20 protein-coding genes, 1 tRNA gene and 1 pseudogene are annotated in these 23,588 nt (G+C 57.9%); 16 read left to right on the forward strand and 6 right to left on the reverse strand.

Annotation, left to right across the window (positions count from 1 at the left end; translation table 11 throughout):
* Positions 1 to 12 precede the first annotated feature (12 nt).
* Positions 13 to 1,005 carry a sensor histidine kinase gene (locus PH605_RS14650; RefSeq protein WP_142845318.1) on the forward strand — a complete coding sequence of 331 codons (993 nt, stop codon included), beginning with the start codon at positions 13 to 15 and terminating at the stop codon, positions 1,003 to 1,005.
* A gap of 54 nt (positions 1,006 to 1,059) precedes the next feature.
* Here the strand turns inward: PH605_RS14650 and PH605_RS14655 are convergent, their stop codons facing one another.
* Complete coding sequence (locus PH605_RS14655) at positions 1,060 to 1,485, reverse strand: response regulator (RefSeq protein ID WP_236776196.1); 426 nt, start codon at positions 1,483 to 1,485, stop codon at positions 1,060 to 1,062.
* Positions 1,486 to 1,642: 157 nt separating this feature from the next.
* Here PH605_RS14655 and PH605_RS14660 point away from each other — a divergent pair, with 157 nt between their 5' ends.
* From PH605_RS14660 to PH605_RS14670, 3 genes are read left to right on the forward strand one after another with little or no spacing between them, the layout of a single operon-like run.
* Positions 1,643 to 3,097 carry a sensor histidine kinase gene (locus tag PH605_RS14660; protein WP_078051905.1) on the forward strand — a complete coding sequence of 485 codons (1,455 nt, stop codon included), beginning with the start codon at positions 1,643 to 1,645 and terminating at the stop codon, positions 3,095 to 3,097.
* The gene (locus tag PH605_RS14665) at positions 3,094 to 3,531 is read left to right on the forward strand and encodes a response regulator (protein ID WP_006316407.1); all 438 of its coding nucleotides are present in this window, start codon (positions 3,094 to 3,096) and stop codon (positions 3,529 to 3,531) included. The genes PH605_RS14660 and PH605_RS14665 overlap by 4 nt, the downstream gene beginning before the upstream one ends.
* Before the next feature lie 4 nt (positions 3,532 to 3,535).
* Positions 3,536 to 4,582 carry a sensor histidine kinase gene (locus PH605_RS14670; protein ID WP_065655881.1) on the forward strand — a complete coding sequence of 349 codons (1,047 nt, stop codon included), beginning with the start codon at positions 3,536 to 3,538 and terminating at the stop codon, positions 4,580 to 4,582.
* A 77-nt stretch (positions 4,583 to 4,659) separates the two neighbouring features.
* Here PH605_RS14670 and PH605_RS14675 read toward each other — a convergent pair.
* From PH605_RS14675 to PH605_RS14685, 3 genes and pseudogenes are all read right to left on the reverse strand, one after another.
* A pseudogene (locus PH605_RS14675) lies at positions 4,660 to 5,003 on the reverse strand (anti-sigma factor); the annotation flags it as partial.
* Between the two features lie 121 nt (positions 5,004 to 5,124).
* Positions 5,125 to 5,319, reverse strand: coding sequence for a hypothetical protein (locus tag PH605_RS14680; RefSeq protein WP_035263387.1), 195 nt, complete (start codon positions 5,317 to 5,319; stop codon positions 5,125 to 5,127).
* Positions 5,320 to 5,448: 129 nt separating this feature from the next.
* On the reverse strand, positions 5,449 to 5,775 hold the full coding sequence (locus PH605_RS14685; protein WP_078051907.1) for a BA14K family protein: 327 nt from the start codon (positions 5,773 to 5,775) through the stop codon (positions 5,449 to 5,451).
* A gap of 318 nt (positions 5,776 to 6,093) precedes the next feature.
* On the opposite strand from PH605_RS14685, the gene PH605_RS14690 reads away from it, so the two are divergent.
* Positions 6,094 to 6,543: a hypothetical protein gene (locus tag PH605_RS14690; RefSeq protein ID WP_065655883.1), complete on the forward strand. Its 450-nt coding sequence runs from the start codon at positions 6,094 to 6,096 to the stop codon at positions 6,541 to 6,543.
* A 627-nt stretch (positions 6,544 to 7,170) separates the two neighbouring features.
* Positions 7,171 to 7,539, forward strand: a complete 369-nt coding sequence (locus tag PH605_RS14695) for an MliC family protein (RefSeq protein ID WP_142845319.1) — start codon at positions 7,171 to 7,173, stop codon at positions 7,537 to 7,539.
* Positions 7,540 to 8,010: 471 nt separating this feature from the next.
* On the opposite strand, the gene PH605_RS14700 is transcribed toward PH605_RS14695, so the two are convergent.
* The gene (locus PH605_RS14700; protein ID WP_271040150.1) at positions 8,011 to 8,643 is read right to left on the reverse strand and encodes a TerC family protein; all 633 of its coding nucleotides are present in this window, start codon (positions 8,641 to 8,643) and stop codon (positions 8,011 to 8,013) included.
* 402 nt (positions 8,644 to 9,045) lie between these two features.
* On the opposite strand from PH605_RS14700, the gene tuf reads away from it, so the two are divergent.
* Positions 9,046 to 10,221 carry an elongation factor Tu gene (gene tuf / locus PH605_RS14705; RefSeq protein ID WP_003525183.1) on the forward strand — a complete coding sequence of 392 codons (1,176 nt, stop codon included), beginning with the start codon at positions 9,046 to 9,048 and terminating at the stop codon, positions 10,219 to 10,221.
* Between the two features lie 69 nt (positions 10,222 to 10,290).
* Here the strand turns inward: tuf and PH605_RS14710 are convergent, their stop codons facing one another.
* On the reverse strand, positions 10,291 to 10,878 hold the full coding sequence (locus PH605_RS14710; protein ID WP_142845320.1) for a histidine phosphatase family protein: 588 nt from the start codon (positions 10,876 to 10,878) through the stop codon (positions 10,291 to 10,293).
* A 185-nt stretch (positions 10,879 to 11,063) separates the two neighbouring features.
* Between PH605_RS14710 and PH605_RS14715 the strand changes: the two genes are divergently transcribed.
* From PH605_RS14715 to rpoC, 9 genes are all read left to right on the forward strand, one after another.
* Positions 11,064 to 11,139: transfer RNA gene (locus PH605_RS14715), tRNA-Trp, on the forward strand.
* A 186-nt stretch (positions 11,140 to 11,325) separates the two neighbouring features.
* The gene (secE, locus tag PH605_RS14720) at positions 11,326 to 11,526 is read left to right on the forward strand and encodes a preprotein translocase subunit SecE (RefSeq protein WP_003523719.1); all 201 of its coding nucleotides are present in this window, start codon (positions 11,326 to 11,328) and stop codon (positions 11,524 to 11,526) included.
* A 45-nt stretch (positions 11,527 to 11,571) separates the two neighbouring features.
* Positions 11,572 to 12,102 carry a transcription termination/antitermination protein NusG gene (gene nusG, locus PH605_RS14725; protein WP_003523721.1) on the forward strand — a complete coding sequence of 177 codons (531 nt, stop codon included), beginning with the start codon at positions 11,572 to 11,574 and terminating at the stop codon, positions 12,100 to 12,102.
* Between the two features lie 144 nt (positions 12,103 to 12,246).
* A complete protein-coding gene (gene rplK, locus PH605_RS14730) occupies positions 12,247 to 12,678 on the forward strand; it encodes a 50S ribosomal protein L11 (RefSeq protein WP_003523723.1) in 432 nt (143 codons plus the stop codon).
* A gap of 2 nt (positions 12,679 to 12,680) precedes the next feature.
* The gene (rplA, locus tag PH605_RS14735) at positions 12,681 to 13,376 is read left to right on the forward strand and encodes a 50S ribosomal protein L1 (RefSeq protein ID WP_003523724.1); all 696 of its coding nucleotides are present in this window, start codon (positions 12,681 to 12,683) and stop codon (positions 13,374 to 13,376) included.
* Between the two features lie 353 nt (positions 13,377 to 13,729).
* On the forward strand, positions 13,730 to 14,248 hold the full coding sequence (gene rplJ / locus PH605_RS14740) for a 50S ribosomal protein L10 (RefSeq protein ID WP_003523725.1): 519 nt from the start codon (positions 13,730 to 13,732) through the stop codon (positions 14,246 to 14,248).
* Positions 14,249 to 14,307: 59 nt separating this feature from the next.
* A complete protein-coding gene (gene rplL / locus PH605_RS14745) occupies positions 14,308 to 14,685 on the forward strand; it encodes a 50S ribosomal protein L7/L12 (protein WP_004442635.1) in 378 nt (125 codons plus the stop codon).
* A 262-nt stretch (positions 14,686 to 14,947) separates the two neighbouring features.
* Positions 14,948 to 19,084: a DNA-directed RNA polymerase subunit beta gene (rpoB, locus tag PH605_RS14750; RefSeq protein WP_142845321.1), complete on the forward strand. Its 4,137-nt coding sequence runs from the start codon at positions 14,948 to 14,950 to the stop codon at positions 19,082 to 19,084.
* A gap of 180 nt (positions 19,085 to 19,264) precedes the next feature.
* On the forward strand, positions 19,265 to 23,473 hold the full coding sequence (rpoC, locus tag PH605_RS14755) for a DNA-directed RNA polymerase subunit beta' (protein ID WP_065655887.1): 4,209 nt from the start codon (positions 19,265 to 19,267) through the stop codon (positions 23,471 to 23,473).
* The last annotated feature ends 115 nt before the right edge of the window (positions 23,474 to 23,588 follow it).

The following is a 23,588-nucleotide window of genomic DNA, read 5'->3' on the forward strand; positions in this document are numbered from 1 at the left end:
GCGGTGTCGCGAATGGAGGCAAGCAGACTTCTTCTCCTGGAAGACAGTTCTGTGGATGCCGAACTGATCGAAGAACAGCTTTCACGCCTTTCGCCGCCACCTGCGGTAACGAGAGCCGTCGGCAAGGCATCGTTCATTGAGGCGTTGGAAAAACAGCAGTTCGATATCATTCTCGCGGATTTCTCCTTGCCGGACTTCGATGGCATGTCGGCGCTCGATGTCGTTATGGCGAGAAGACCCGATACGCCGTTCATTTTCGTGTCCGGTGTCTTAGGCGAGGACGCGGCGATCGATGCATTCCGCCGCGGGGCGACGGATTATGTTCTCAAGCAGCGGCTTGTGAGACTGCCATCCGCTGTCGAGCGCGCGCTGGCGGAAGCCCGGGAGAAACAGGAGCGAAAGCGGGCGGAGCTGCACAAGGAGCTGCTCGTCCGTGAGCTCAGCCATCGCGTCAAGAACACGATGGCGATGGTCGTTTCAATCATTCGCAGAACGGCCAAAGGCAGCACCTCCATCAAGGATTACCAAGAACGGCTGGTGGCCCGTGTGAGTGCCCTTGCGGAAAGCCATGCGCTGCTTTTTCAGAGTAATTGGGGTGAGACGAATCTGAGGGATGTCGTGACGCGGGCGATCGAGCCGCATAATACCTTTGCGAGCAGGATCGAGCTCGACGGTCCGGATGACGTACAGGTGTCGCCGAAATCGGCGCTGGCGCTGGGAATGATCCTGCACGAGCTAGCCACAAATGCCCAGAAATACGGTTCTCTTTCCGGCGCAAACGGAAAGGTCGAGGTTGTCTGGAAAAAGATTCTGAACGGAGACGGCCATGACTGCATCGACCTGCGGTGGCAGGAAAGCGGCGGCCCGCCTGTTTCCGTGCCGCAGGATACCGGATTTGGAACAACCCTTATAACAAGGGGTGTGCAATACGAATTGCAGGCGGAAAGCGAAATTCGCTATGATCGCGACGGCTTGCGATATCAGGTCATTTTTCCCCTGGACTAAGTCGCCAGACGAAAAGAAGCGGAGTGGGGCATCAGACCGAGATTGGCCCCGCACTTAGTTGGTCAGTGAAAACTCGTTCGCCAGAACACGCGACAGATTGTCGAAATCGCAGGGTTTGGAGACGACCGTCAGCCCGTCGAGCTGCGCGCGGACCCCGGGTATCTCCGCATATCCGCTGCAGATGACGAAGGGGATGTTTGCCGCCTTGAGCTCTTCAATGACGGGTAAGGACAATTCGCCTCGCAAATTGAGATCGATGACGGCGCCATCCAGATCGGTGTCGCTTATTTTCTCCAGGGCGGCACCGATGTGCGAAACCGGCCCGACGACATTGACTCCCAGATCGGAAAGGAAATCCTCCATATCCATCGCCAGAAGCGCGTCGTCCTCCAACACGAGGATTTGTTTTCCCTGGAAACTATAGCTCATTGTTACCGCATTTTCGTCATTTGGACTCAGTCTGGCACCGCCAATCAACATTGCAAAACCCCTAAGTCCCCAACTGGTTCCTTCCATAAATAAAAAGAAAACAGTCGCCTGTGATGTCGTCGTACTCTAGTTTGCAAACTCAATTCGTGCCTACCGGGAATGTGTTTCTGTGACTGGTTTTTCACCGTTTGCCCAACGAAGCCTTTTGATGCTTGCCGTGGGTGTTGCGATTTTGATTGGCATGGTCTCCATGTCGTTGTGGCTTGTGCAGGTGAATAACCGCTATTCCCAGGAAACAGCGGAACTCCGACGTTTCCGTGCCGCTGTTTTGGATGTGCTGACGACGATGCAGGACATCGAAACCGGCCAGAGGGGATATCTGCTGACCAATAATCGCGATTATCTTCTGCCTTATGAAGAAGCCCTGCGTGGCTTGCCTCAACGCCAGTCAAGACTTTTCGATCTTCTGACGGAAGACGAGCAATACAAGCAGTCTCTTTCGGGCCTGAGGCAGGCAATCGACGCGAAGTTGGCCGAGACCCGCGAGACCATAGATCTGCAGCGTGCGGGCCGAATAACGGAGGCGGTTGAGGTCGTCCGCAATAATGACGGCAAACGCTTCATGAACGAGATCAGGAGTATTCTGTCTGACCTGCAATCGGACACAGATGATCGCTTGCGCATCATCGTTGCGGATCAGCTGGGGGCTGCCAATACGCTGCGGTGGGTGACGGTCGGCGGTGCGCTCGCCATCCTCATTGTGGTGGGTGGTTCGATCTTCCTTGTCTTCACCTATATCCGCGCCCTGACAAGGTCGCGGGAGGATGTCGATGAACTCAATCGTCATCTTGAAGAACGTGTAGAGGAAAGAACGCGCGATCTCCGGCGAGCCAATCAGGAAATTCAGCGCTTCGCCTATATCGTAACGCATGACCTGCGCGCGCCGCTCGTCAATATCATGGGCTTCCTCTCCGAATTCGATACATCGCTGAAGCCGGTGAGCCGTTATGTTCTCGCAGATGGCGAGTCGCTGCCGGAAGATGTTATCCGTGAGGCGCGGCTGGCTGTTGAAGAGGATATTCCAGAGGCTATCGGCTTCATTCGCTCGTCTACCCGCAAAATGGATCAGCTGATCAACGCCATCCTTAAAATATCCCGCGACGGCCAGCGAAAGCTACAGCCGGAAAAGGTTGATATCGAAATGTTGCTTTCGTCGCTGTCTGAGACGGTGCGTCACCAGATCAACGCCAATGGCGGTGAGATTGAGGTCGATACGCCGAAGCTGACGATCGTGACCGATCGAATATCCCTTGATCAGATTCTTGGAAATCTTTTCGACAATGCGGTGAAATACCAGATGCCTGGCCGTCCGCTGAGGCTGACGGCACGAGCCTATCCAGCCGGGCGGGGGGCGATTTGTATCGAGGTCGCCGACAACGGGCGCGGTATCGGCGAACAGGATCTTGAACGGATTTTCGAGCTCTTTCGCCGGGCGGGCAGTCAGGACCAGCCGGGAGAGGGCATTGGTCTCGCGCATGTTCGTTCGCTAATCAGAAATTTAGGAGGTGACATTAAAGTCGAGTCTAAACTCGGTGAGGGCAGTACATTCATCCTGCTGATGCCGAGCGATCTCAGACGAGTCACCAAGGAAGGCGAAAAATGAAAGCGACCGGTCAGGAAGTAACGATCGTGATGATCGAAGATGACGAAGGCCATGCCCGGCTGATCGAGAAGAACGTGCGGCGTGCCGGCGTGAACAACGAGATCGTGCCTTTTACGCTTGGCGCCAAGGCGCTGGATTTCATATTAGGCGAAAGTCGGGATGGGCTTGTCAGCAAGGACCGCTATCTTCTCGTCCTGCTCGATCTCAATCTTCCGGATATGTCGGGCCTTAACATTCTCGAGCAGATCAAGAGCAATGAATATACCCGCCGCTTGCCTGTGGTGGTTTTGACAACGACCGACGATGAGACTGAAATTCAGAAATGCTATGATCTTGGCGCGAATGTTTATATAACCAAGCCGGTCGACTATGAGGGCTTTGCCAACGCCATCAAAAATCTCGGCCTGTTCTTTTCCGTAATTCAGATACCTTGAAGGCATGATGGCTTTGCGCGTTTTGTACGTCGATGACGACCCGGCTTTGGCTCGGCTTTCGAGCCGCGTTCTTGGTCGTCACGGTATGGAGGTGGTTCACGCCACCTCGGTCGCTTCCGGTCTCGAGCTTTTTCAAAACGGGCAGTTCGATGTCGTCGTTCTCGACCACTATTTCCAGACGGCAACTGGCATGGAATTTCTTGCCGCGATCCAGACGATACCGGCAAGGGCTCCAGTTCTCTATGTGACGGGGTCCAACGAGGCCCAGATCGCCATAGACGCGCTCAAGGCGGGTGCTGCCGACTACGTCATCAAGAATGTCGGGGACGACTTCTTTCCGCTTCTGCTCACGGCAATCGAGCAGGCATTGGAAAACCATCGCCTGCGCCAGACCAAGGAAGAGGCCGATCGTTTGCTGGTAAAGGCCAAAGAACACGCGGAAATGATGGTGAAGGAGATGAACCATCGTGTCGCGAACAGCCTATCGCTGGTGTCGGCCATGATCCGCTTGCAAATAAACACCCTGAAATCGCAGGAAGCGGAAACCGCGTTGCTGGAAACGCAAAGCAGAATTTCGGCCATCGCCGGCGTGCACCGCAGCCTCTATAATACCGCCAATGTCGGGCTGGTCTCCTTGAGTTCCTATCTAACCTCCATCATCGGCGACCTGTTCCAGGCGGTGCCCGGCTCTTCTTCCGTCACGGTCGAGACTTCGCTTTGCGAAATCGATCTCAAGGCGGATCATGCCGTGGCGCTTGGTGTCATCATAACCGAGCTTCTGACCAATGCGCTGAAATATGCTTATCCTGACCAGACCGGTACGGTTCGCGTCAAACTCTCCGAAGATAATGGACAGTTTGTTCTGCTGGTGGAGGATGACGGCGTCGGCGTGCCGTCAAATTCGACTCCGCGTGGCACAGGCCTCGGTACCAAGCTGATCATGGCGATGGCGCAGAATATCGGTGCACGTGTCGAACAGACCCATACGCATCCCGAGCTGAGGCAGGGAACGCGTTTTACGATGACATGGCATGAGAAGCGGCAGGATTGATTTTCCGCTGTTACCACCGCCAATAATGAGAGCGGCGCAGAAGCTTCTCTCTGGCGGTGCTAAACCGGTTTGAAAACTCACAGATGCCGCGCCGTGCCGATAGCGATGAACGGGCCGGTTGCCTGACCGGTCGAAGAGCCTCCGAAAGGCTCCACGCTGATTGCGAAGGTCGTGCCATCCGTTATGCTGCCGTGCATGTCGGCGGGAATGACGAGGTCGCCGTTCGTGCCCGGCTGGAAAACGCCAAGCGAGAGTGTCTTGAACCATCCATGACGAGCCACAATTCTAACGATTTTTCGTCCGTCTTGCCGGTTGCGACCGGTACGATACGCATCCGGCCCGATTCCGCATCGTAGGACGCAAGGAGATTGACCTGACTGTCGGTTGTCGCAAGCTCAGCCACAAGCGGGTTGGTGCCTTTAGCCTCGGCGGAAACATGCGGCCGTCTTCTGGCATTTTCCACCTGTAGGAAGCGTTCTTCCTGAGCGCCCTGTTATGAGGTCTGACTGCGTCTGGGAGCTGCGGCCATGCAGAACGCGTGTTCAGGATGGCTCCAGCGCCGACTGGATCCGCAGTTTTTCCGCGTCCAGTTCACTCAGCCTTCCCATATGCGCCGTGATTTCCTCAAAGATCGAGGTGCGATCCGTTTTCGACAGGCGCTCCACGCGACGCAGGGCCGTGATGACCTCGATCAGATCAAGTCGCTCCTGCTCAAGCTTTTCCAGATTCCAGAACATCGCATTTTCCCCGTTGGCACGCGTTCAAACGGTTCGCCGGGCAAAAGGTTCAGATCAGTCGAATTTAAGGTAAATTTTATCTTGTCGGCAACGGCCCGGGCTGGAGATGTTCCCCCGGGCCTCACCGAATCAATAGGGTGAGCGGCACTGCGTCCGCGTGCCGGCAGGCGCCATATAGCTGTTGTCGGTGGGGTGGTAGGATGTGTAACGCGCCGCACACCATTTTATATGGTTGATCTCGGCTTGAGACAGGGCGTAGCCGTTAGGCACGGCTTCTTCGCCTTTGCCTGCCGCAAAGGCAGACGCCGGGTAGCCTCGCTGATTTGAATTCTGCGCCTGCGCCTGTGTTTCGTAGGCCGGCTGTATGAGGCTCAACGCATGGGCGGGCACGACAGCAGCGGCAGATATCGCGACGCCAAGAGCGAGCGCGGAGATGGTCTTCGGCATCCTCAACATCGATAAATCCTCGTTATTCGTTCGGTATGCTAACGAAAACTTAGGAAATTCGTTCCGGCGAAGGATTGACGCCACACGAACACGTGATTCTACAGGCTGGGCGCGGGAGGCGGTGGAAGCGGCAATGTGGGGATGCTGCGCGTCCTGCGACGGCTTTCATGATGACGGTGCGATGTTGCCTTCAACGGGAAAATGGCGTGTCCGGTGAGCAAGTTCCGTTCCCGCCTGCTTCGCTTCTCCGTCCTTTCGCACTGCTCGTTGACAAGCGGAAAATCCGGTCAGATAGTCGGCCGGCAATCATGCAAACGGGAGTCTTCAATGTTTAACAGGGTTGTCATTCTCTCATCCTTTGCGCTGCTGGCATCGGCGGCGTTTGTCTCCCCAGCAGCCGCACTCACCATGAAGGAGTGCAGCGTGAAATATCAGGCGGCGAAAGCCGACGGGTCGGCCAAGGACGTCAAGTGGAACGACTATCGCGCCAAGTTCTGCGGCAGCGAGGCGGCAGCCGAGGATGCGGCCGACGACAAGCAGGTCGCGGCCACCACCGAAAAAGAACCCGAAAAAGCGACGACAAAGGCCCCGAAGGGCGTCGCTTTCCCGAGTGCTGTCGATAAGAAATACTCAAGCGAGACGCCCGCAAAGGCGCGCCTGAAAACCTGTGTCGACTCCTATCACAAGAACAAGAATGACGGCACGCTCGGCGATCTGAAATGGATCCAGAAGGGTGGCGGCTACTGGAGCCTGTGCAACACGGCCCTGAAGAGCTGAGACAGGCGGGGGCGGATTACCTCTGGCGTTAGCGCGTTATCCGGCAGAGTTTCGGATAACGCGCGAGTCGATTCGGTCGCGATCGTTTCTCCTCGCCCCTTTTCTCCTTCCCGTCATTCGCCGGCAGATGCGGATATCCCTTCCTGGCCGCGATCAGGTCCTGATCGCGGATGAGTCCATTCCTTGAGGGGTGGAAACGTGTCGCATGGGGCAACCCCGTTTTCGGGCGGGTAAAATCTGCGAATGGCTTGCGATTCAGTCTCTTGATAGAAAGAATTGACCCTGCGGCTTGATCCGCATCCAGCAATTCAACGGCTGCGGCTGTCCGATGACGGCTCGTCGGCAATGTGGGCGGATGACCAGACGATTTCGAAACTATCTCACCGTGCTGGCCATATCGCTGCTGATGTGGACGGTGATCCTTGGCGTCGTTTATTGGCTGTTTCGATAGGTTTTATCACAGCTTGCCGCCCTGAATGAAAGTGCCGCAGGGCCTGTGCGGCGATAAAGCCGCCACATGCCTGCGAGGCCGATATTCCCGAAAATTTGATATGGTGAGAGGCGGCCGCCCCATTTCGGTTTTGCTGGCGTGACCTTATGGTTCGGTGAGATCAGGAAAGGGTCATCATGAAAAAATCCGTTGCCGCGACATGCCTTGCAGCTTTCTCCATGTCGGTCGCTACCGGCGCCATGGCTGAAGAGCTGGTGATTCCGCTTCCGAATGACACGACGGTTGAAAAGGTGGAGACCGTCTACCAATGCGCCGCCGACAAGGTGGAGGCCGTCTATTTCAATGCCGGTGAGATCAGCCTCGTGCGGCTTGGGCTGAAGGATGGCGTCACCGTTGCCGCAAATGTCATTGCCGGGTCAGGTGCCAAATATCAGGGCGGTATTTATGTCTGGTGGTCGAAGGGCGAGGAGGCGGATCTTTACGATCTGATGGCGGATCCGGAGATGAAGAAGCCGGTTCATTGCGTCGAGGCCAGGAAATCCTGAGCATCTGCTCCTTCCCGCAAAGGAGCGGCGGCAGGGCGGTTTTTTGAAAACCTTGCCATGCCGCCGGTCAGCGTGGGAGTGCGCGCGCGGCGCGTTCAGCCAAGAACGAGCGACGCAAGAAGCGCCAGCAGGATAAGAGAGCTGGCGACAACACCGAGCCTCACCCTGCGAAGGCGGCGGGTACGACCGCCGCTCCAGTCATAAGCCATTGGCAGCTTTACCTTTCTTTTTATTATTATGACTTATTGACTAGCTCCCTAGGCTTGCCCGTGGCTGACCTCAATTGCCAGAATCCATCGGCGAAAATTCACGATTTCCCTGTCTTCTCCCGATGTTGCAGCAAACGCGGCGATTGATTCTTCCTGTCCTGCGACGGCAAGGAGGGTGAGGGGGCCTGATGGGCGCAGGCCATGAAAAAAGCCCGGAACTGGCGTTTCCGGGCCTCGTGGAGAAGCGTGTCTGCTGGTCGTTTCAGCTCAGATAGGGCTGGAGATAGGGCAGAACCTCGAGCGTGCCGTGATACAGCATGTTGAGGGCGACGTAGATGATGACCATCAGGCCGAGATAGGAAATCCAGCGATAGCGGTGCAGCAGCTTGGCGACGAAGTTGGCGGCAAGACCCATGAGTGCAATCGAAACGACGAGGCTGATGATGAGCACCGTCACATGTTCCTGCGCGGCGCCGGCGACGGCAAGGACGTTATCCAGCGACATGGAAACATCGGCGATGACGATTTGGGTCGCGGCCTGGAAGAAGGTCTTGTGACCCTTCGTCAGGTCGGCCTCTTCGTCCGTCACCTCGTCTTCGATGGAGCCTGCGGCCTCACGCAGTTCCGTCCACATCTTCCAGCACACCCAGGCGAGCAGCAGGCCGCCGAACAATTGCAGGCCGACAATGGCGAGAAGCTGCACGGTGACGGCGGCAAAGCCGATGCGCAGAACCGTGGCGGCGATGATGCCGACCAGGATCGCCTTGCGGCGGAGGTGGGCGGGCAGACCGGCGGCGGCAAGGCCGATGACGATGGCGTTGTCGCCCGCCAGCACGAGGTCGATTGCGATGACCTGTAAGAATGCCGTGAAACCGGCGGCTGTGAAGATTTCCATGGGATGGTCCTGAAACGGATAGAGAGGTCGCGAGGGAAGCGACGGATCGAGATATGGCTTGGGATGGCGCGCCTGCGCCGGATTCCAGTCGCCCGTCTCCCCCCGGCGATGAAATGTCCTTAAGCCATCATGCCGGTGCAGGTAAAGAAGTTGTGATAGAAATATCTTATTTAGTGATCGGCTATTCGGGGGGAGGGGCTCGTCGGGCCGATGTCCGCTTCGCCCTTGCGAAGGTTTGAATGTCGCAAATCAGATACCATATACGGGCCTCAAGGCACGCTTAGGGCGCGCGCGAAGGCGCTTTCACAATTAAGTCTTGCGCATTCGCTTACAAAGCCTTAAACGGCGACACCAAACCGGTACGCCGGGGAAACTACTTCACGTTCACAGGAAGCAATTCACATGGCAAAGAGCAAGTTTGAGCGCAATAAGCCGCACGTCAACATTGGCACGATCGGTCACGTTGACCATGGCAAGACGTCGCTGACGGCAGCGATCACGAAGTTCTTCGGCGAATTCAAGGCGTATGACCAGATCGACGCCGCGCCTGAAGAAAAGGCCCGTGGTATCACGATTTCGACGGCACACGTTGAATACGAAACGCCTGCCCGTCACTACGCGCACGTCGACTGCCCCGGCCACGCCGACTACGTGAAGAACATGATCACCGGTGCTGCCCAGATGGACGGCGCGATCCTGGTTTGCTCGGCTGCTGACGGCCCGATGCCGCAGACCCGCGAGCACATCCTGCTTGCCCGTCAGGTTGGCGTTCCGGCGATCGTCGTGTTCCTCAACAAGGTCGACCAGGTTGACGACGCCGAGCTTCTCGAGCTCGTCGAGCTTGAAGTTCGCGAACTTCTGTCGTCCTACGACTTCCCGGGCGACGATATCCCGATCATCAAGGGTTCGGCTCTTGCTGCTCTTGAAGATTCTGACAAGAAGATCGGTGAAGACGCGATCCGCGAGCTGATGGCTGCGGTTGACGCCTACATCCCGACGCCTGAGCGTCCGATCGACCAGCCGTTCCTGATGCCGATCGAAGACGTGTTCTCGATCTCCGGCCGTGGTACGGTTGTGACGGGTCGCGTTGAGCGCGGTATCGTCAAGGTTGGTGAAGAAGTCGAAATCGTCGGCATTCGTCCGACCTCGAAGACGACGGTTACCGGCGTTGAAATGTTCCGCAAGCTGCTCGACCAGGGCCAGGCCGGCGACAACATCGGTGCACTGGTTCGCGGTGTTAACCGTGACGGCGTCGAGCGTGGTCAGATCCTGTGCAAGCCGGGTTCTGTCAAGCCGCACAAGAAGTTCAAGGCTGAAGCCTACATCCTGACGAAGGAAGAAGGCGGCCGTCATACGCCGTTCTTCACGAACTACCGTCCGCAGTTCTACTTCCGCACGACGGACGTAACGGGCATCGTTACGCTTCCGGAAGGCACGGAAATGGTTATGCCTGGCGACAACGTCACCGTTGACGTCGAGCTGATCGTTCCGATCGCGATGGAAGAAAAGCTGCGCTTCGCTATCCGCGAAGGCGGCCGCACCGTCGGCGCTGGCATCGTCGCTTCGATCGTCGAGTAATTTCAAACCCGCAAGGGATTGAAGAAAACCCCGCTGGAAACGGCGGGGTTTTTTATTGCCCTAAAAGGCTCAGCAGTCGATGCGGACGATATCGCCATCCTTGAGATGGAAGAATGCGTCCTGGGGCACATCAAGGCGCAATGCGTCCTCCTTTGGAAGGTTCGCATAGACGCCGCGCAACAGGCGGCTGGTGATGCCGTGGCAGATGACGATCGCGTCGCGCGCCTGTCGCTGCTGAATGGTCTCCAGGCTGCGGGCCACCCGGCTTGTCATTCTTTCGAATGTCTCACCGCCCGGCGCGTGGAAGAACCATTCGTATCGATCCAGCCCGTCGCGCATGCCGGGATATTCATAATCGATCTCGTAATCCGTCATGCCGTCCCATACCCCCAAGCCGATCTCCATCAGGCCGGGATCGAGGGTGATGCCGTCGATCATGCCGATTTCGCCTGCGACGATTTCGCAAGTCTGCCTCGCCCTGCCGAGCGGGCTGGAGAAAATATGGACTTCATCGGTTTCGATCAGCGCGGCGAGCCTGCGGCCCATGCGCATCGCCTGTTGTCGCCCCAGTTCCGTCAGCGGCGAATCGACCTGACCCTGCCAGCGGCGAACGGCGTTGAATTCGGTCTGGCCGTGACGGACGAGATAGATGCTCATGGGCGTTCCTGTGAAATGCGGGGAAGATCAGCGAATTGAACGATGTACCCGTGGGAGGGGCATGCTGGGGTATTTTGCCAGACAATGTGAAAAAACAAAAAACACACTTGCCATTCTTTTCCCTGCACCTTAAAGGAGCGCATACCGAATTGGCCAAGCGATTTCGCGGCCGGTTCAGGTGATTAAGGGGTATAGCTCAGTTGGTAGAGCGGCGGTCTCCAAAACCGCAGGTCGGGGGTTCGAGCCCCTCTGCCCCTGCCACTTTCCATTCGCAAGCGCGGGTTCTCGCTGCATGGCAGATGGGTGCCGGATTTCCGGCGAATTTCGCGGAATGTCGATTTCCTCTTGTTAAAAAGGGAATCGGTGTTTATGTAGGGTCAAAACAGACACGCGGTGCGTGGGGCTGATCAGTATCGGCTTTACGCGCCGTAATTGCGTGGGCAGTCAATGGCATCCAAAACCAATCCGTTTACGTTTCTGCAGCAGGTTCGCGCCGAAGCGTCAAAAATCACTTGGCCGTCGCGCCGCGAGACCATGATTTCGACGGCTATGGTGCTGGTGATGGTCATTTTTGCGGCTCTGTTCTTCTTTGCTGCGGATCAGCTCATCGGCTGGCTGCTCAGCCTGGTGCTGAACGTAGGCCGGTAACGGCGCGGTCAAAGGCCCGGTGGAAGGATCGAACGGAGAATAAAAATGGCAGCGCGCTGGTATATCGTTCACGCATATTCGAATTTCGAAAAGAAGGTCGCCGAGTCGATCGAGGAAAAGGCCCGTCAGAAGGGTCTGGATCATCTTTTCGAGAAAATCCTCGTGCCGACCGAAAAGGTGGTCGAGGTGCGTCGTGGCCGCAAGGTCGACAGCGAGCGCAAGTTTTTTCCAGGTTACGTGCTGGTGCGCGCCAATCTGACGGATGAGGCCTATCACCTCATCAAGAACACGCCGAAGGTTACCGGTTTCCTCGGTTCGGACAGCAAGCCTGTTCCGATTCCCGATTATGAAGCCGAGCGTATCCTCGGTCAGGTTCAGGAAGGTGTCGAGCGTCCGAAGTCTTCGGTTTCGTTCGAGATCGGCGAGCAGGTTCGCGTTTCCGACGGTCCGTTCGCGTCGTTCAACGGCGTGGTTCAGGATGTCGACGAAGAGCGTTCGCGCCTGAAGGTGGAAGTGTCGATTTTCGGCCGCGCTACGCCGGTCGAGCTGGAATACAATCAGGTCGAGAAGGTCTGATTGGCGGGGCGATGCCCCAAGCGCGTGGAAGGCTAACTGGCTCTTTAAGCCGGGGCAGGGCGCCGCACCACGCAACCGCAGCCGCCGGAGCAATCCGGCTTAAGAGAAGCCGGGTAACCGGTTTGAATTGAAAGGCAGAGAGATATGGCTAAGAAAGTTGCAGGCCAGCTCAAGTTGCAGGTAAAGGCCGGGGCGGCCAATCCGTCCCCGCCGATCGGTCCGGCACTTGGTCAGCGTGGCATTAACATCATGGAATTCTGCAAGGCGTTCAATGCCGCCACGCAGGAAATGGAAAAGGGTATGCCGATTCCGGTCGTCATCACCTATTACCAGGACAAGTCCTTCACCTTCGTCATGAAGCAGCCGCCGATGACCTACTGGCTGAAGAAGGAAGCGAAGATCACCTCCGGTTCCAAGACGCCTGGCAAGGGCGCCAAGGTCGGTTCCATTACCAAGGCTCAGGTCAAGACGATCGCTGAAGCCAAGATGAAGGATCTGAACGCAGCCGACATCGAAGGCGCAATGGCAATGGTTGAGGGCTCTGCCCGCGCCATGGGCCTGGAAGTGGTAGGTTGATCATGGCCAAGGTAGCAAAGCGCATTCAGAAGATCCGCGAAGGCGTGGATCCGAACAAGCTCTACGTCCTCACCGACGCCATTTCGATGGTCAAGGAACGTGCAGTTGCCAAGTTTGACGAAACCGTTGAAGTTTCGATGAACCTCGGCGTTGACCCGCGCCATGCGGACCAGATGGTTCGTGGCGTTGTCAACCTGCCGAACGGCACCGGCCGTGACGTTCGCGTCGCCGTCTTCGCCCGTGGCGCCAAGGCTGATGAGGCCACGGCTGCCGGTGCTGACGTTGTTGGTGCAGAAGAACTGGTTGAAATCGTTCAGGGCGGCAAGATCGACTTCGATCGTTGCATCGCGACCCCGGACATGATGCCGCTCGTCGGCCGTCTCGGCAAGGTACTCGGCCCGCGTGGCATGATGCCGAACCCGAAGGTCGGTACGGTGACGATGGATGTTGCCGGCGCCGTCAAGGCGTCCAAGGGCGGCGCTGTCGAGTTCCGCGTCGAAAAGGCCGGTATCGTACACGCTGGCGTTGGCAAGGCTTCGTTCGACGCCAAGGCTCTTGAAGAAAACATCAAGGCTTTCGCGGATGCCGTCATCAAGGCAAAGCCGACCGGTGCCAAGGGCAACTACGTCAAGCGCGTCGCGATTTCCTCGACCATGGGTCCGGGCGTCAAGATCGACCCTTCGTCGGTTACGGCTTAATCAATTCTCGCGCTTCCCGAGGGAAGTGTGAATAAAAGAATTTCCGGCTCCCAGGAGCCGGAGATTTCCGGGGAAACCCGGAACTCCTGTCCGAGATTGCGGGTGGCCATGTCTTTCGGGACCTGGCCTTAATCATTCAACCTGCATGAGACGGGTGAGGCTGGATTTGAGGCATCGTGGATGCCTGACTGTCCGGTTCGAACCTGGTGTGCCTGTGCCTGAAGCCGTTTGCGGCGACAGAGCGGGGGACAGGATCCTCGAGCGTCGCTCGGGATCTTTGTAAAAAGGTCCCTTGGGGCAAAGGCAAACCCGACGGGTTCACATGTTGTGTTCCCGTCTACTGGAGACAGACAGTGGAAAGAGCGGAAAAACGCGAATTCGTCACGGAGCTGAACGAAGTCTTCAAGGCTTCCGGTTCGGTTGTCGTGGCCCACTATGCTGGTGTCACCGTTGCGCAGATGAACGACTTCCGTTCGAAGATGCGCGCTGCCGGAGGCACCGTCAAGGTCGCGAAGAACCGCCTGGCCAAGATCGCTCTTCAGGGCACGGAGTCGGAAGGGATGACAGATCTCTTCAAGGGCCAGACGCTGATTGCATACAGCGTCGACCCGATGATCGCTCCGAAAGTCGTCATGGATTTCGCCAAGACCAACGACAAGGTCGTTGTTCTCGGTGGCGCCATGGGTGCAACCACGCTCAACGCCGAAGCAGTCAAGTCGCTTGCGACCCTGCCTTCGCTGGACGAGCTGCGCGCAAAGCTGCTGGGCCTTCTCAATGCCCCGGCAACTCGCGTCGCTACGGTTGTCGCCGCACCTGCAAGCCAGCTGGCACGGGTGTTCTCGGCTTACGCCAAGAAGGACGAAGCCGCTTAAGGCGGTTTTTCGCTGTAAATATTCAAACTGGTTCGAACTGAACAAAAGGAACTATCAAAATGGCTGATCTCGCAAAGATCGTAGAAGACCTCTCCTCGCTGACCGTTCTGGAAGCTGCAGAACTGTCCAAGCTTCTCGAAGAAAAGTGGGGCGTTTCCGCTGCTGCTCCGGTAGCCGTTGCTGCTGCTGGCGGCGCTGCTGCTGCTGCTGCTCCGGAAGAAGAAAAGACCGAGTTCGACGTTATCCTGGTTGACGCTGGCGCCAACAAGATCAACGTCATCAAGGAAGTTCGCGGCATCACCGGCCTCGGCCTCAAGGAAGCCAAGGACCTCGTTGAAGGCGCTCCGAAGCCGGTCAAGGAAGCCGTTTCCAAGGCTGAAGCTGCTGATCTCAAGAAGAAGCTTGAGGACGCAGGCGCCAAGGTTGACGTTAAGTAATCTTGCGATTGCTGGCGGGAAGGGGCTTCATGCCCCTTTCCGTCGTCATCGTTTTTAAAACTCATTACCCAAAAGCCGCGTGAAAATGGCTTTTGGGTAATGGGTTCTTCAAGAGAATGGTTCCGAACCGGCTCATCTAGGCAATCCGGCCTGATCGATCCGGGATGTGGAACGAGATTGATGACACCCATTGCTTGACGGGATCGACTGGCCATCGGTTCCCGTCCGTTGCAGGCCCGGATGCAATTTTAAAGGAGCGACGATGGCTCAGACCCTTTCGTTTAACGGTCGCAGGCGCGTACGCAAGTTTTTCGGCAAAATTCCAGAAGTAGCGGAAATGCCGAACCTCATCGAGGTTCAGAAGGCTTCGTACGACCAGTTTCTCATGGTTGACGAGCCCAAGGGTGGCCGTCCCGACGAGGGATTGAATGCGGTATTCAAGTCCGTATTCCCGATCACCGATTTTTCCGGCGCCTCCATGCTTGAATTCGTGTCCTACGAATTCGAAGCGCCGAAGTTCGACGTCGAGGAATGCCGTCAGCGCGATCTGACCTATGCTGCGCCGCTGAAAGTGACGCTGCGCCTCATCGTGTTCGATATCGATGAAGATACCGGCGCGAAGTCCATCAAGGACATCAAGGAACAGTCCGTCTACATGGGCGACATGCCGCTCATGACCAATAACGGTACGTTCATCGTCAACGGCACCGAGCGCGTCATCGTTTCGCAGATGCACCGCTCGCCGGGCGTGTTCTTCGATCACGACAAGGGCAAGAGCCATTCTTCCGGCAAGCTGCTCTTCGCTGCCCGCGTCATCCCGTATCGCGGTTCCTGGCTCGACATCGAGTTCGACGCCAAGGACATCGTCTATGCGCGTATCGACCGTCGCCGCAAGATCCCCGTGACCTCGCTGCTGATGGCGCTTGGCATGGATGGCGAAGACATTCTGTCGACCTTCTATACCAAGGCTTCCTATGAGCGCGACGGCGACGGCTGGCGCATTCCGTTCCAGCCCGAGACGCTGAAGAACGCCAAGGTCATCACCGACATGATCGACGCCGATACCGGTGAAGTCGTGGTCGAAGGTGGCAAGAAGCTGACCCCGCGCCTGATCCGTCAGCTGACGGAGAAGGGCCTGAAGGCGCTGAAGGCGACCGACGAAGACCTCTACGGCAACTATCTGGCCGAAGACATCGTCAACTACGAGACGGGTGAAATCTATCTCGAAGCCGGCGATGAAATCGACGAGAAGACCCTCGGCCTCATCCTGCAGTCCGGCTTCGACGAGATTCCGGTCCTCAACATCGACCACGTCAATGTTGGCGCCTATATCCGCAACACGCTGTCTGCCGACAAGAACGAGAACCGTCAGGAAGCCCTGTTCGACATCTACCGCGTCATGCGTCCGGGTGAGCCGCCGACCATGGAATCGGCGGAAGCGATGTTCAACTCGCTGTTCTTCGACGCAGAGCGTTACGATCTGTCGGCCGTTGGCCGCGTCAAGATGAACATGCGCCTCGACCTCGATGCGGAAGACACCGTGCGCACGCTGCGCAAGGAAGACATCCTCGCCGTCGTCAAGATGCTGGTCGAACTGCGCGACGGCAAGGGCGAAATCGACGACATCGACAACCTCGGCAACCGCCGTGTCCGTTCTGTCGGCGAGCTGATGGAAAACCAGTATCGTCTGGGCCTTCTGCGCATGGAACGTGCGATCAAGGAACGTATGTCCTCGATCGAAATCGACACCGTGATGCCGCAGGACCTGATCAACGCGAAGCCGGCAGCCGCCGCCGTTCGCGAATTCTTCGGTTCCTCGCAGCTGTCGCAGTTCATGGACCAGGTGAACCCGCTTTCGGAAATCACCCACAAGCGCCGTCTTTCGGCTCTTGGGCCGGGTGGTCTGACCCGCGAGCGCGCCGGCTTCGAAGTCCGCGACGTTCACCCGACCCATTACGGCCGTATTTGCCCGATCGAGACGCCGGAAGGCCCGAACATCGGTCTGATCAACTCGCTTGCAACCTTCGCCCGCGTCAACAAGTACGGCTTCATCGAAAGCCCGTACCGCAAGATCGTCGACGGCAAGGTGACCAACGACGTGATCTACCTCTCCGCCATGGAAGAGGCCAAGTATTACGTCGCGCAGGCCAACGCGCCGCTCAATGAAGACGGTTCGTTCTCGGAAGAGTTCGTCGTCTGCCGTCACTCGGGCGAAGTTATGCTCGCACCGCGCGACAACATCAACCTGATGGACGTTTCGCCGAAGCAGCTCGTTTCGGTCGCAGCGGCTCTCATTCCGTTCCTGGAAAACGACGACGCCAACCGCGCTCTCATGGGCTCGAACATGCAGCGTCAGGCCGTTCCGCTTCTGCGCGCCGAGGCACCGTTCGTCGGTACCGGCATGGAGCCGATCGTTGCCCGTGACTCCGGCGCTGCCATCGCAGCCCGTCGTGGCGGTGTGGTCGATCAGGTGGATGCGACCCGTATCGTTATCCGCGCCACGGAAGACCTCGATGCCGGCAAGTCCGGTGTTGACATCTACCGTCTGCAGAAGTTCCAGCGTTCGAACCAGAACACCTGCGTCAATCAGCGCCCGCTGGTTTCCGTCGGCGACAACATCTCCAAGGGCGATATCATCGCGGACGGTCCGTCGACCGACCTCGGCGATCTGGCTCTCGGCCGCAACGCGCTCGTCGCGTTCATGCCCTGGAACGGCTACAACTACGAAGACTCGATCCTGATGTCGGAGCGTATCGTTTCCGACGACGTGTTCACCTCCATCCACATCGAAGAATTCGAAGTGATGGCGCGCGACACGAAGCTTGGTCCGGAAGAAATCACGCGCGACATTCCGAACGTTTCGGAAGAAGCGCTGAAGAACCTCGACGAAGCCGGTATCGTTTACATCGGTGCGGAAGTTCAGCCGGGCGACATCCTCGTCGGCAAGATCACGCCGAAGGGCGAAAGCCCGATGACGCCGGAAGAAAAGCTTCTGCGCGCCATCTTCGGTGAAAAGGCTTCCGACGTTCGCGACACCTCCATGCGCATGCCTCCGGGCACGTTCGGTACGGTCGTGGAAGTTCGCGTCTTCAACCGTCACGGTGTGGAGAAGGACGAGCGCGCGATGGCTATCGAGCGCGAAGAGATCGAGCGTCTGGCGAAGGACCGCGACGACGAGCAGGCGATCCTCGACCGTAACGTCTACGGCCGTCTGATCGACATGCTGCGTGGCCACGTTTCCATTGCCGGTCCGAAGGGCTTCAAGAAGGGCGTCGAGCTTTCCAACGCCGTCGTCTCCGAATATCCCCGCTCGCAGTGGTGGATGTTCGCGGTCGAAGACGAAAAGGCTCAGTCCGAGCTGGAAGCGCTTCGTGGCCAGTACGACGAATCCAAGTCGCGCCTTGAACAGCGCTTCATGGACAAGGTTGAAAAGGTCCAGCGCGGCGACGAAATGCCTCCGGGCGTCATGAAGATGGTCAAGGTCTTCGTTGCCGTTAAGCGCAAGATCCAGCCGGGCGACAAGATGGCCGGCCGTCACGGTAACAAGGGCGTCGTCTCGCGTATCGTTCCGGTCGAGGACATGCCGTTCCTCGAAGACGGCACGCATGTCGACATCTGCTTGAACCCGCTCGGCGTGCCTTCGCGCATGAACGTCGGCCAGATCCTCGAAACCCACCTCGCATGGGCATGCGCAGGCATGGGCAAGAAGATCGGCGAGATGCTGGAAGAGTATCGCAAGACGATGGACATCAGCGAGCTTCGCAGCGAGCTGACGGAAATCTACGCGTCTGAAGCCAATGACGAGGTTCAGCGTTTCGATGACGACTCGCTGGTCAAGCTTGCCGAAGAAGCCAAGCGCGGTGTTTCCATCGCGACCCCGGTTTTCGACGGTGCGCATGAGCCTGACGTTGCCACGATGCTGAAGAAGGCAGGTCTGCATGAATCCGGTCAGTCCGTCCTTTACGACGGTCGTACCGGTGAGCCGTTCGACCGCAAGGTCACCGTCGGCTACATGTACATGATCAAGCTGAACCACCTTGTCGACGACAAGATCCACGCTCGCTCGATCGGTCCTTACTCGCTCGTTACCCAGCAGCCGCTGGGCGGCAAGGCGCAGTTCGGCGGACAGCGCTTCGGGGAAATGGAAGTCTGGGCTCTGGAAGCATACGGCGCGGCTTACACGCTGCAGGAAATGCTCACCGTCAAGTCGGATGACGTGGCGGGCCGTACCAAGGTCTACGAGGCGATCGTCCGTGGCGACGACACGTTCGAGGCCGGCATTCCGGAGAGCTTCAACGTTCTCGTCAAGGAAATGCGGTCGCTCGGTCTTTCGGTCGAACTGGAAAACTCGAAGATCGAGAACCAGCCCGAAGACCAGCTGCCCGACGCGGCGGAATAAGACGATAGAGGCGGGCGCCTTCAAGGGCGCCTGCCGGTTTCCCGGGCGGCATTGGCCGGTTCGGGACACTTTCGCCGCATTATGCGGTTAATCCGTATTTAAAGCTCTGGACGGTGACCCGGGAAGAAGCCGGTCCAGATGCAAACAGGGGCAGCAGCTAGCCTCTCAAGGAGACAAGGCATGAACCAAGAGGTCATGAATCTTTTCAATCCTCAGGTGCCTGCGCAGCATTTCGATTCCATCCGGATTTCGATCGCTTCGCCGGAAAAAATCCTGTCGTGGTCCTACGGCGAGATCAAGAAGCCGGAAACCATCAACTACCGTACGTTCAAGCCTGAACGCGACGGTCTCTTCTGCGCGCGCATCTTCGGACCGATCAAGGACTATGAGTGCCTGTGCGGCAAGTACAAGCGCATGAAGTACAAGGGCATCATCTGCGAAAAGTGCGGCGTCGAAGTCACGCTGTCGCGCGTTCGCCGTGAGCGCATGGGTCATATCGAGCTCGCAGCGCCGGTTGCCCACATCTGGTTCCTGAAGTCGCTTCCCTCGCGTATCTCGACCCTGCTCGACATGACGCTGAAGGATGTCGAACGCGTTCTCTATTTCGAGAACTACATCGTCACCGAACCGGGCCTCACTTCGCTGAAGCAGAACCAGCTTCTGTCCGAAGAAGAGTACATGATCGCCGTCGACGAGTTCGGCGAAGACCAGTTCACCGCCATGATCGGCGCTGAAGCCATCTATGAGATGCTGGCTTCGATGAACCTCGAAAAGATCGCCGGCGACCTGCGCGTCGAGCTTGCTGAAACGACTTCTGATCTGAAGCAGAAGAAGCTGATGAAGCGCCTGAAGATCGTCGAGAACTTCATGGAAAGCGGCAACCGTCCGGAATGGATGATCATGAAGGTCGTTCCGGTCATTCCGCCGGACCTGCGCCCGCTGGTTCCGCTGGATGGCGGCCGTTTCGCGACGTCCGACCTCAACGATCTCTATCGCCGCGTCATCAACCGTAACAACCGTCTGAAGCGCCTGATCGAGCTTCGTGCGCCGGGTATCATCATCCGCAACGAAAAGCGCATGTTGCAGGAATCCGTCGATGCGCTGTTCGACAACGGCCGTCGCGGCCGTGTCATCACGGGTGCCAACAAGCGCCCGCTGAAGTCGCTCTCCGACATGCTCAAGGGCAAGCAGGGCCGCTTCCGCCAGAACCTTCTCGGCAAGCGCGTCGACTATTCCGGTCGTTCGGTTATTGTGACCGGTCCGGAGCTCAAGCTGCACCAGTGCGGCCTGCCGAAGAAGATGGCGCTCGAACTGTTCAAGCCGTTCATCTATGCCCGCCTCGACGCCAAGGGTTACTCCTCGACCGTCAAGCAGGCCAAGAAGCTGGTTGAAAAGGAAAAGCCGGAAGTCTGGGATATCCTCGACGAGGTCATCCGCGAGCATCCGGTTCTCCTGAACCGCGCACCGACGCTGCACCGTCTGGGTATCCAGGCTTTCGAACCCATGCTGGTCGAAGGCAAGGCCATCCAGCTGCACCCGCTCGTCTGCACGGCCTTCAACGCCGACTTCGACGGTGACCAGATGGCTGTTCACGTTCCGCTCTCGCTGGAAGCCCAGCTGGAAGCGCGCGTGCTGATGATGTCGACCAACAACATCCTGCATCCGGCAAACGGCCACCCGATCATCGTTCCTTCGCAGGACATGGTTCTCGGCCTGTATTACCTGTCGATCATGAACCAGAACGAGCCGGGCGAAGGCATGGCCTTCTCGGATATCGGTGAGCTGCATCACGCGCTTGAAAACAAGGTCGTGACGCTGCATGCCAAGATCCGCGGCCGCTTCAAGACCGTGGATGCCGATGGCAAGCCGGTTTCGAAGATTCATGAGACGACCCCCGGTCGTATGCTGATTGGCGAACTTCTGCCGAAGAACGTCAACGTGCCTTTCGACGTCTGCAACCAGGAAATGACCAAGAAGAACATCTCCAAGATGATCGACACGGTCTACCGTCATTGCGGCCAGAAAGACACGGTCATCTTCTGCGACCGCATCATGCAGCTCGGCTTTGCCCATGCCTGCCGCGCCGGCATTTCGTTCGGCAAGGACGACATGGTCATTCCGGACAGCAAGGTGAAGATCGTCGGCGACACCGAAGCTCTCGTGAAGGAATACGAACAGCAGTATAATGATGGTCTCATCACCCAGGGCGAAAAGTACAACAAGGTTGTCGACGCCTGGGGCAAGGCTACCGAAAAGGTCGCCGAAGAGATGATGGCACGCATCAAGGCTGTCGAGTTCGATCCGGAAACGGGCCGTCAGAAGCCGATGAACTCCATCTATATGATGTCGCATTCGGGTGCTCGTGGTTCTCCGAACCAGATGCGTCAGCTGGGCGGCATGCGCGGCCTGATGGCGAAGCCGTCGGGTGAAATCATCGAGACGCCGATCATCTCGAACTTCAAGGAAGGCCTGACCGTTAACGAGTACTTCAACTCGACCCACGGTGCCCGTAAGGGTCTCGCAGACACCGCCCTGAAGACGGCGAACTCGGGTTACCTTACCCGTCGTCTCGTCGACGTCGCGCAGGATTGCATCGTCAACTCCAAGGATTGCGGCACCGACAAGGGCCTCACCATGACCGCCATTGTCGATGCCGGTCAGGTCGTTGCCTCGCTCGGCGCACGTATCCTCGGCCGTACGGCTCTGGACGACATCGATCATCCGGTTTCCGGCGAGAACATCGTCAAGGCCGGCACGCTGATCGACGAAGCCGACGTGGCTGCAATCGAGAAGGCCGGTATCCAGTCCGTCCGCATCCGTTCGGCTCTGACCTGCGAAGTGCAGATCGGCGTCTGCGGCGTGTGCTACGGTCGTGACCTTGCACGCGGTACGCCTGTCAACATGGGCGAAGCCGTCGGCGTCATCGCCGCACAGTCCATCGGTGAACCGGGCACGCAGCTTACCATGCGTACCTTCCACCTTGGCGGTACGGCGAACGTGGTCGACCAGTCGTTCCTCGAAGCCTCTTACGAGGGCACGATTGCGATCAAGAACCGCAACATCCTGCGCAACTCCGAAGGCGCACTCATCGCGATGGGCCGTAACATGGCTGTCACCATTCTCGATGAGCGTGGCCAGGAGCGGTCTTCGCAGCGCGTTGCCTATGGTTCGAAGATCTTCGTTGACGATGGCGACAAGGTTAAGCGCGGTCAGCGTCTTGCAGAGTGGGACCCCTACACCCGTCCGATGATGACGGAAGTGGAAGGTACCGTTCACTTCGAGGACCTCGTCGACGGCCTCTCCGTTCTGGAAGCCACCGACGAATCCACCGGCATCACCAAGCGTCAGGTTATCGACTGGCGTTCGACGCCGCGCGGTTCGGACCTCAAGCCTGCGATCGTCATCAAGGACGCTTCCGGTGCGGTTGCGAAGCTTGCCCGTGGTGGCGAAGCCCGCTTCCAGCTCTCGGTCGACGCCATCCTGTCGGTCGAGCCGGGTGCGAAGGTCTCCCAGGGTGACGTGCTTGCACGTTCGCCGCTGGAAAGCGCCAAGACGAAGGACATCACCGGCGGTCTGCCGCGCGTTGCCGAACTGTTCGAAGCCCGTCGTCCGAAGGACCACGCCATCATCGCAGAGATCGATGGTACGATCCGTCTCGGCCGCGACTACAAGAACAAGCGTCGCGTGATGATCGAGCCTGCGGAAGACGGCGTCGAGCCGGTCGAATACCTGATCCCGAAGGGCAAGCCCTTCCACCTTCAGGAAGGCGACTATATCGAAAAGGGTGAATACATCCTCGACGGTAACCCGGCACCGCACGACATTCTGGCGATCAAGGGCGTGGAGGCTCTGGCTTCCTACCTCGTGAACGAAATCCAGGAAGTCTACCGTCTGCAGGGCGTTGTGATCAACGACAAGCACATCGAGGTGATCGTTCGCCAGATGCTGCAGAAGGTTGAAATCACCGATGCCGGCGATAGCCAGTACATCGTTGGTGACAACGTCGATCGCATCGAGCTTGACGACAACAACGACCGCCTGATCGAAGAAGGCAAGAAGCCTGCCTATGGCGAGCCGGTTCTGCTCGGCATCACCAAGGCTTCGCTGCAGACGCCGTCCTTCATCTCGGCTGCATCCTTCCAGGAAACCACCAAGGTTCTCACGGAAGCTGCGATTGCCGGCAAGACGGACACGCTGCAGGGCCTCAAGGAAAACGTCATCGTCGGCCGCCTCATCCCGGCCGGTACCGGCGGCACCATGACGCAGATCCGCCGCATCGCCACCTCGCGCGACGACCTCATTCTTGAGGAACGCCGCAAGGGCACCGGTGCAGGTTCTGCGAACCAGATGCTGCAGGACATGACGGACCAGGCTCCGGCCGCCGAATAAGGCGGGAAGGGCAGGGGCTTTGCGAAGCCCCGCCAAAGTTCATAACAAAACGCCCGGAGCAATCCGGGCGTTTTTTTGTTTGAGCGGAATTTGGAAGCTTCTTGCCCTTTGCCGG

This window comes from Agrobacterium sp. CFBP 3001, from assembly GCF_027871605.1.
GTDB lineage: Bacteria > Pseudomonadota > Alphaproteobacteria > Rhizobiales > Rhizobiaceae > Agrobacterium > Agrobacterium leguminum.

Bases quoted from the DNA above. Each gene is read 5' to 3' on its own strand.
- PH605_RS14650 (WP_142845318.1), top strand. From the start codon at position 13: ATGGAGGCAAGCAGACTTCTTCTCCTGGAAGACAGTTCTGTGGATGCC.
- PH605_RS14655 (WP_236776196.1), bottom strand. From the start codon at position 1,485: ATGTTGATTGGCGGTGCCAGACTGAGTCCAAATGACGAAAATGCGGTA.
- PH605_RS14660 (WP_078051905.1), top strand. From the start codon at position 1,643: ATGCTTGCCGTGGGTGTTGCGATTTTGATTGGCATGGTCTCCATGTCG.
- PH605_RS14665 (WP_006316407.1), top strand. From the start codon at position 3,094: ATGAAAGCGACCGGTCAGGAAGTAACGATCGTGATGATCGAAGATGAC.
- PH605_RS14670 (WP_065655881.1), top strand. From the start codon at position 3,536: ATGATGGCTTTGCGCGTTTTGTACGTCGATGACGACCCGGCTTTGGCT.
- PH605_RS14680 (WP_035263387.1), bottom strand. From the start codon at position 5,319: ATGTTCTGGAATCTGGAAAAGCTTGAGCAGGAGCGACTTGATCTGATC.
- PH605_RS14685 (WP_078051907.1), bottom strand. From the start codon at position 5,775: ATGTTGAGGATGCCGAAGACCATCTCCGCGCTCGCTCTTGGCGTCGCG.
- PH605_RS14690 (WP_065655883.1), top strand. From the start codon at position 6,094: ATGTTTAACAGGGTTGTCATTCTCTCATCCTTTGCGCTGCTGGCATCG.
- PH605_RS14695 (WP_142845319.1), top strand. From the start codon at position 7,171: ATGAAAAAATCCGTTGCCGCGACATGCCTTGCAGCTTTCTCCATGTCG.
- PH605_RS14700 (WP_271040150.1), bottom strand. From the start codon at position 8,643: ATGGAAATCTTCACAGCCGCCGGTTTCACGGCATTCTTACAGGTCATC.
- tuf (WP_003525183.1), top strand. From the start codon at position 9,046: ATGGCAAAGAGCAAGTTTGAGCGCAATAAGCCGCACGTCAACATTGGC.
- PH605_RS14710 (WP_142845320.1), bottom strand. From the start codon at position 10,878: ATGAGCATCTATCTCGTCCGTCACGGCCAGACCGAATTCAACGCCGTT.
- secE (WP_003523719.1), top strand. From the start codon at position 11,326: ATGGCATCCAAAACCAATCCGTTTACGTTTCTGCAGCAGGTTCGCGCC.
- nusG (WP_003523721.1), top strand. From the start codon at position 11,572: ATGGCAGCGCGCTGGTATATCGTTCACGCATATTCGAATTTCGAAAAG.
- rplK (WP_003523723.1), top strand. From the start codon at position 12,247: ATGGCTAAGAAAGTTGCAGGCCAGCTCAAGTTGCAGGTAAAGGCCGGG.
- rplA (WP_003523724.1), top strand. From the start codon at position 12,681: ATGGCCAAGGTAGCAAAGCGCATTCAGAAGATCCGCGAAGGCGTGGAT.
- rplL (WP_004442635.1), top strand. From the start codon at position 14,308: ATGGCTGATCTCGCAAAGATCGTAGAAGACCTCTCCTCGCTGACCGTT.
- rpoB (WP_142845321.1), top strand. From the start codon at position 14,948: ATGGCTCAGACCCTTTCGTTTAACGGTCGCAGGCGCGTACGCAAGTTT.
- rpoC (WP_065655887.1), top strand. From the start codon at position 19,265: ATGAACCAAGAGGTCATGAATCTTTTCAATCCTCAGGTGCCTGCGCAG.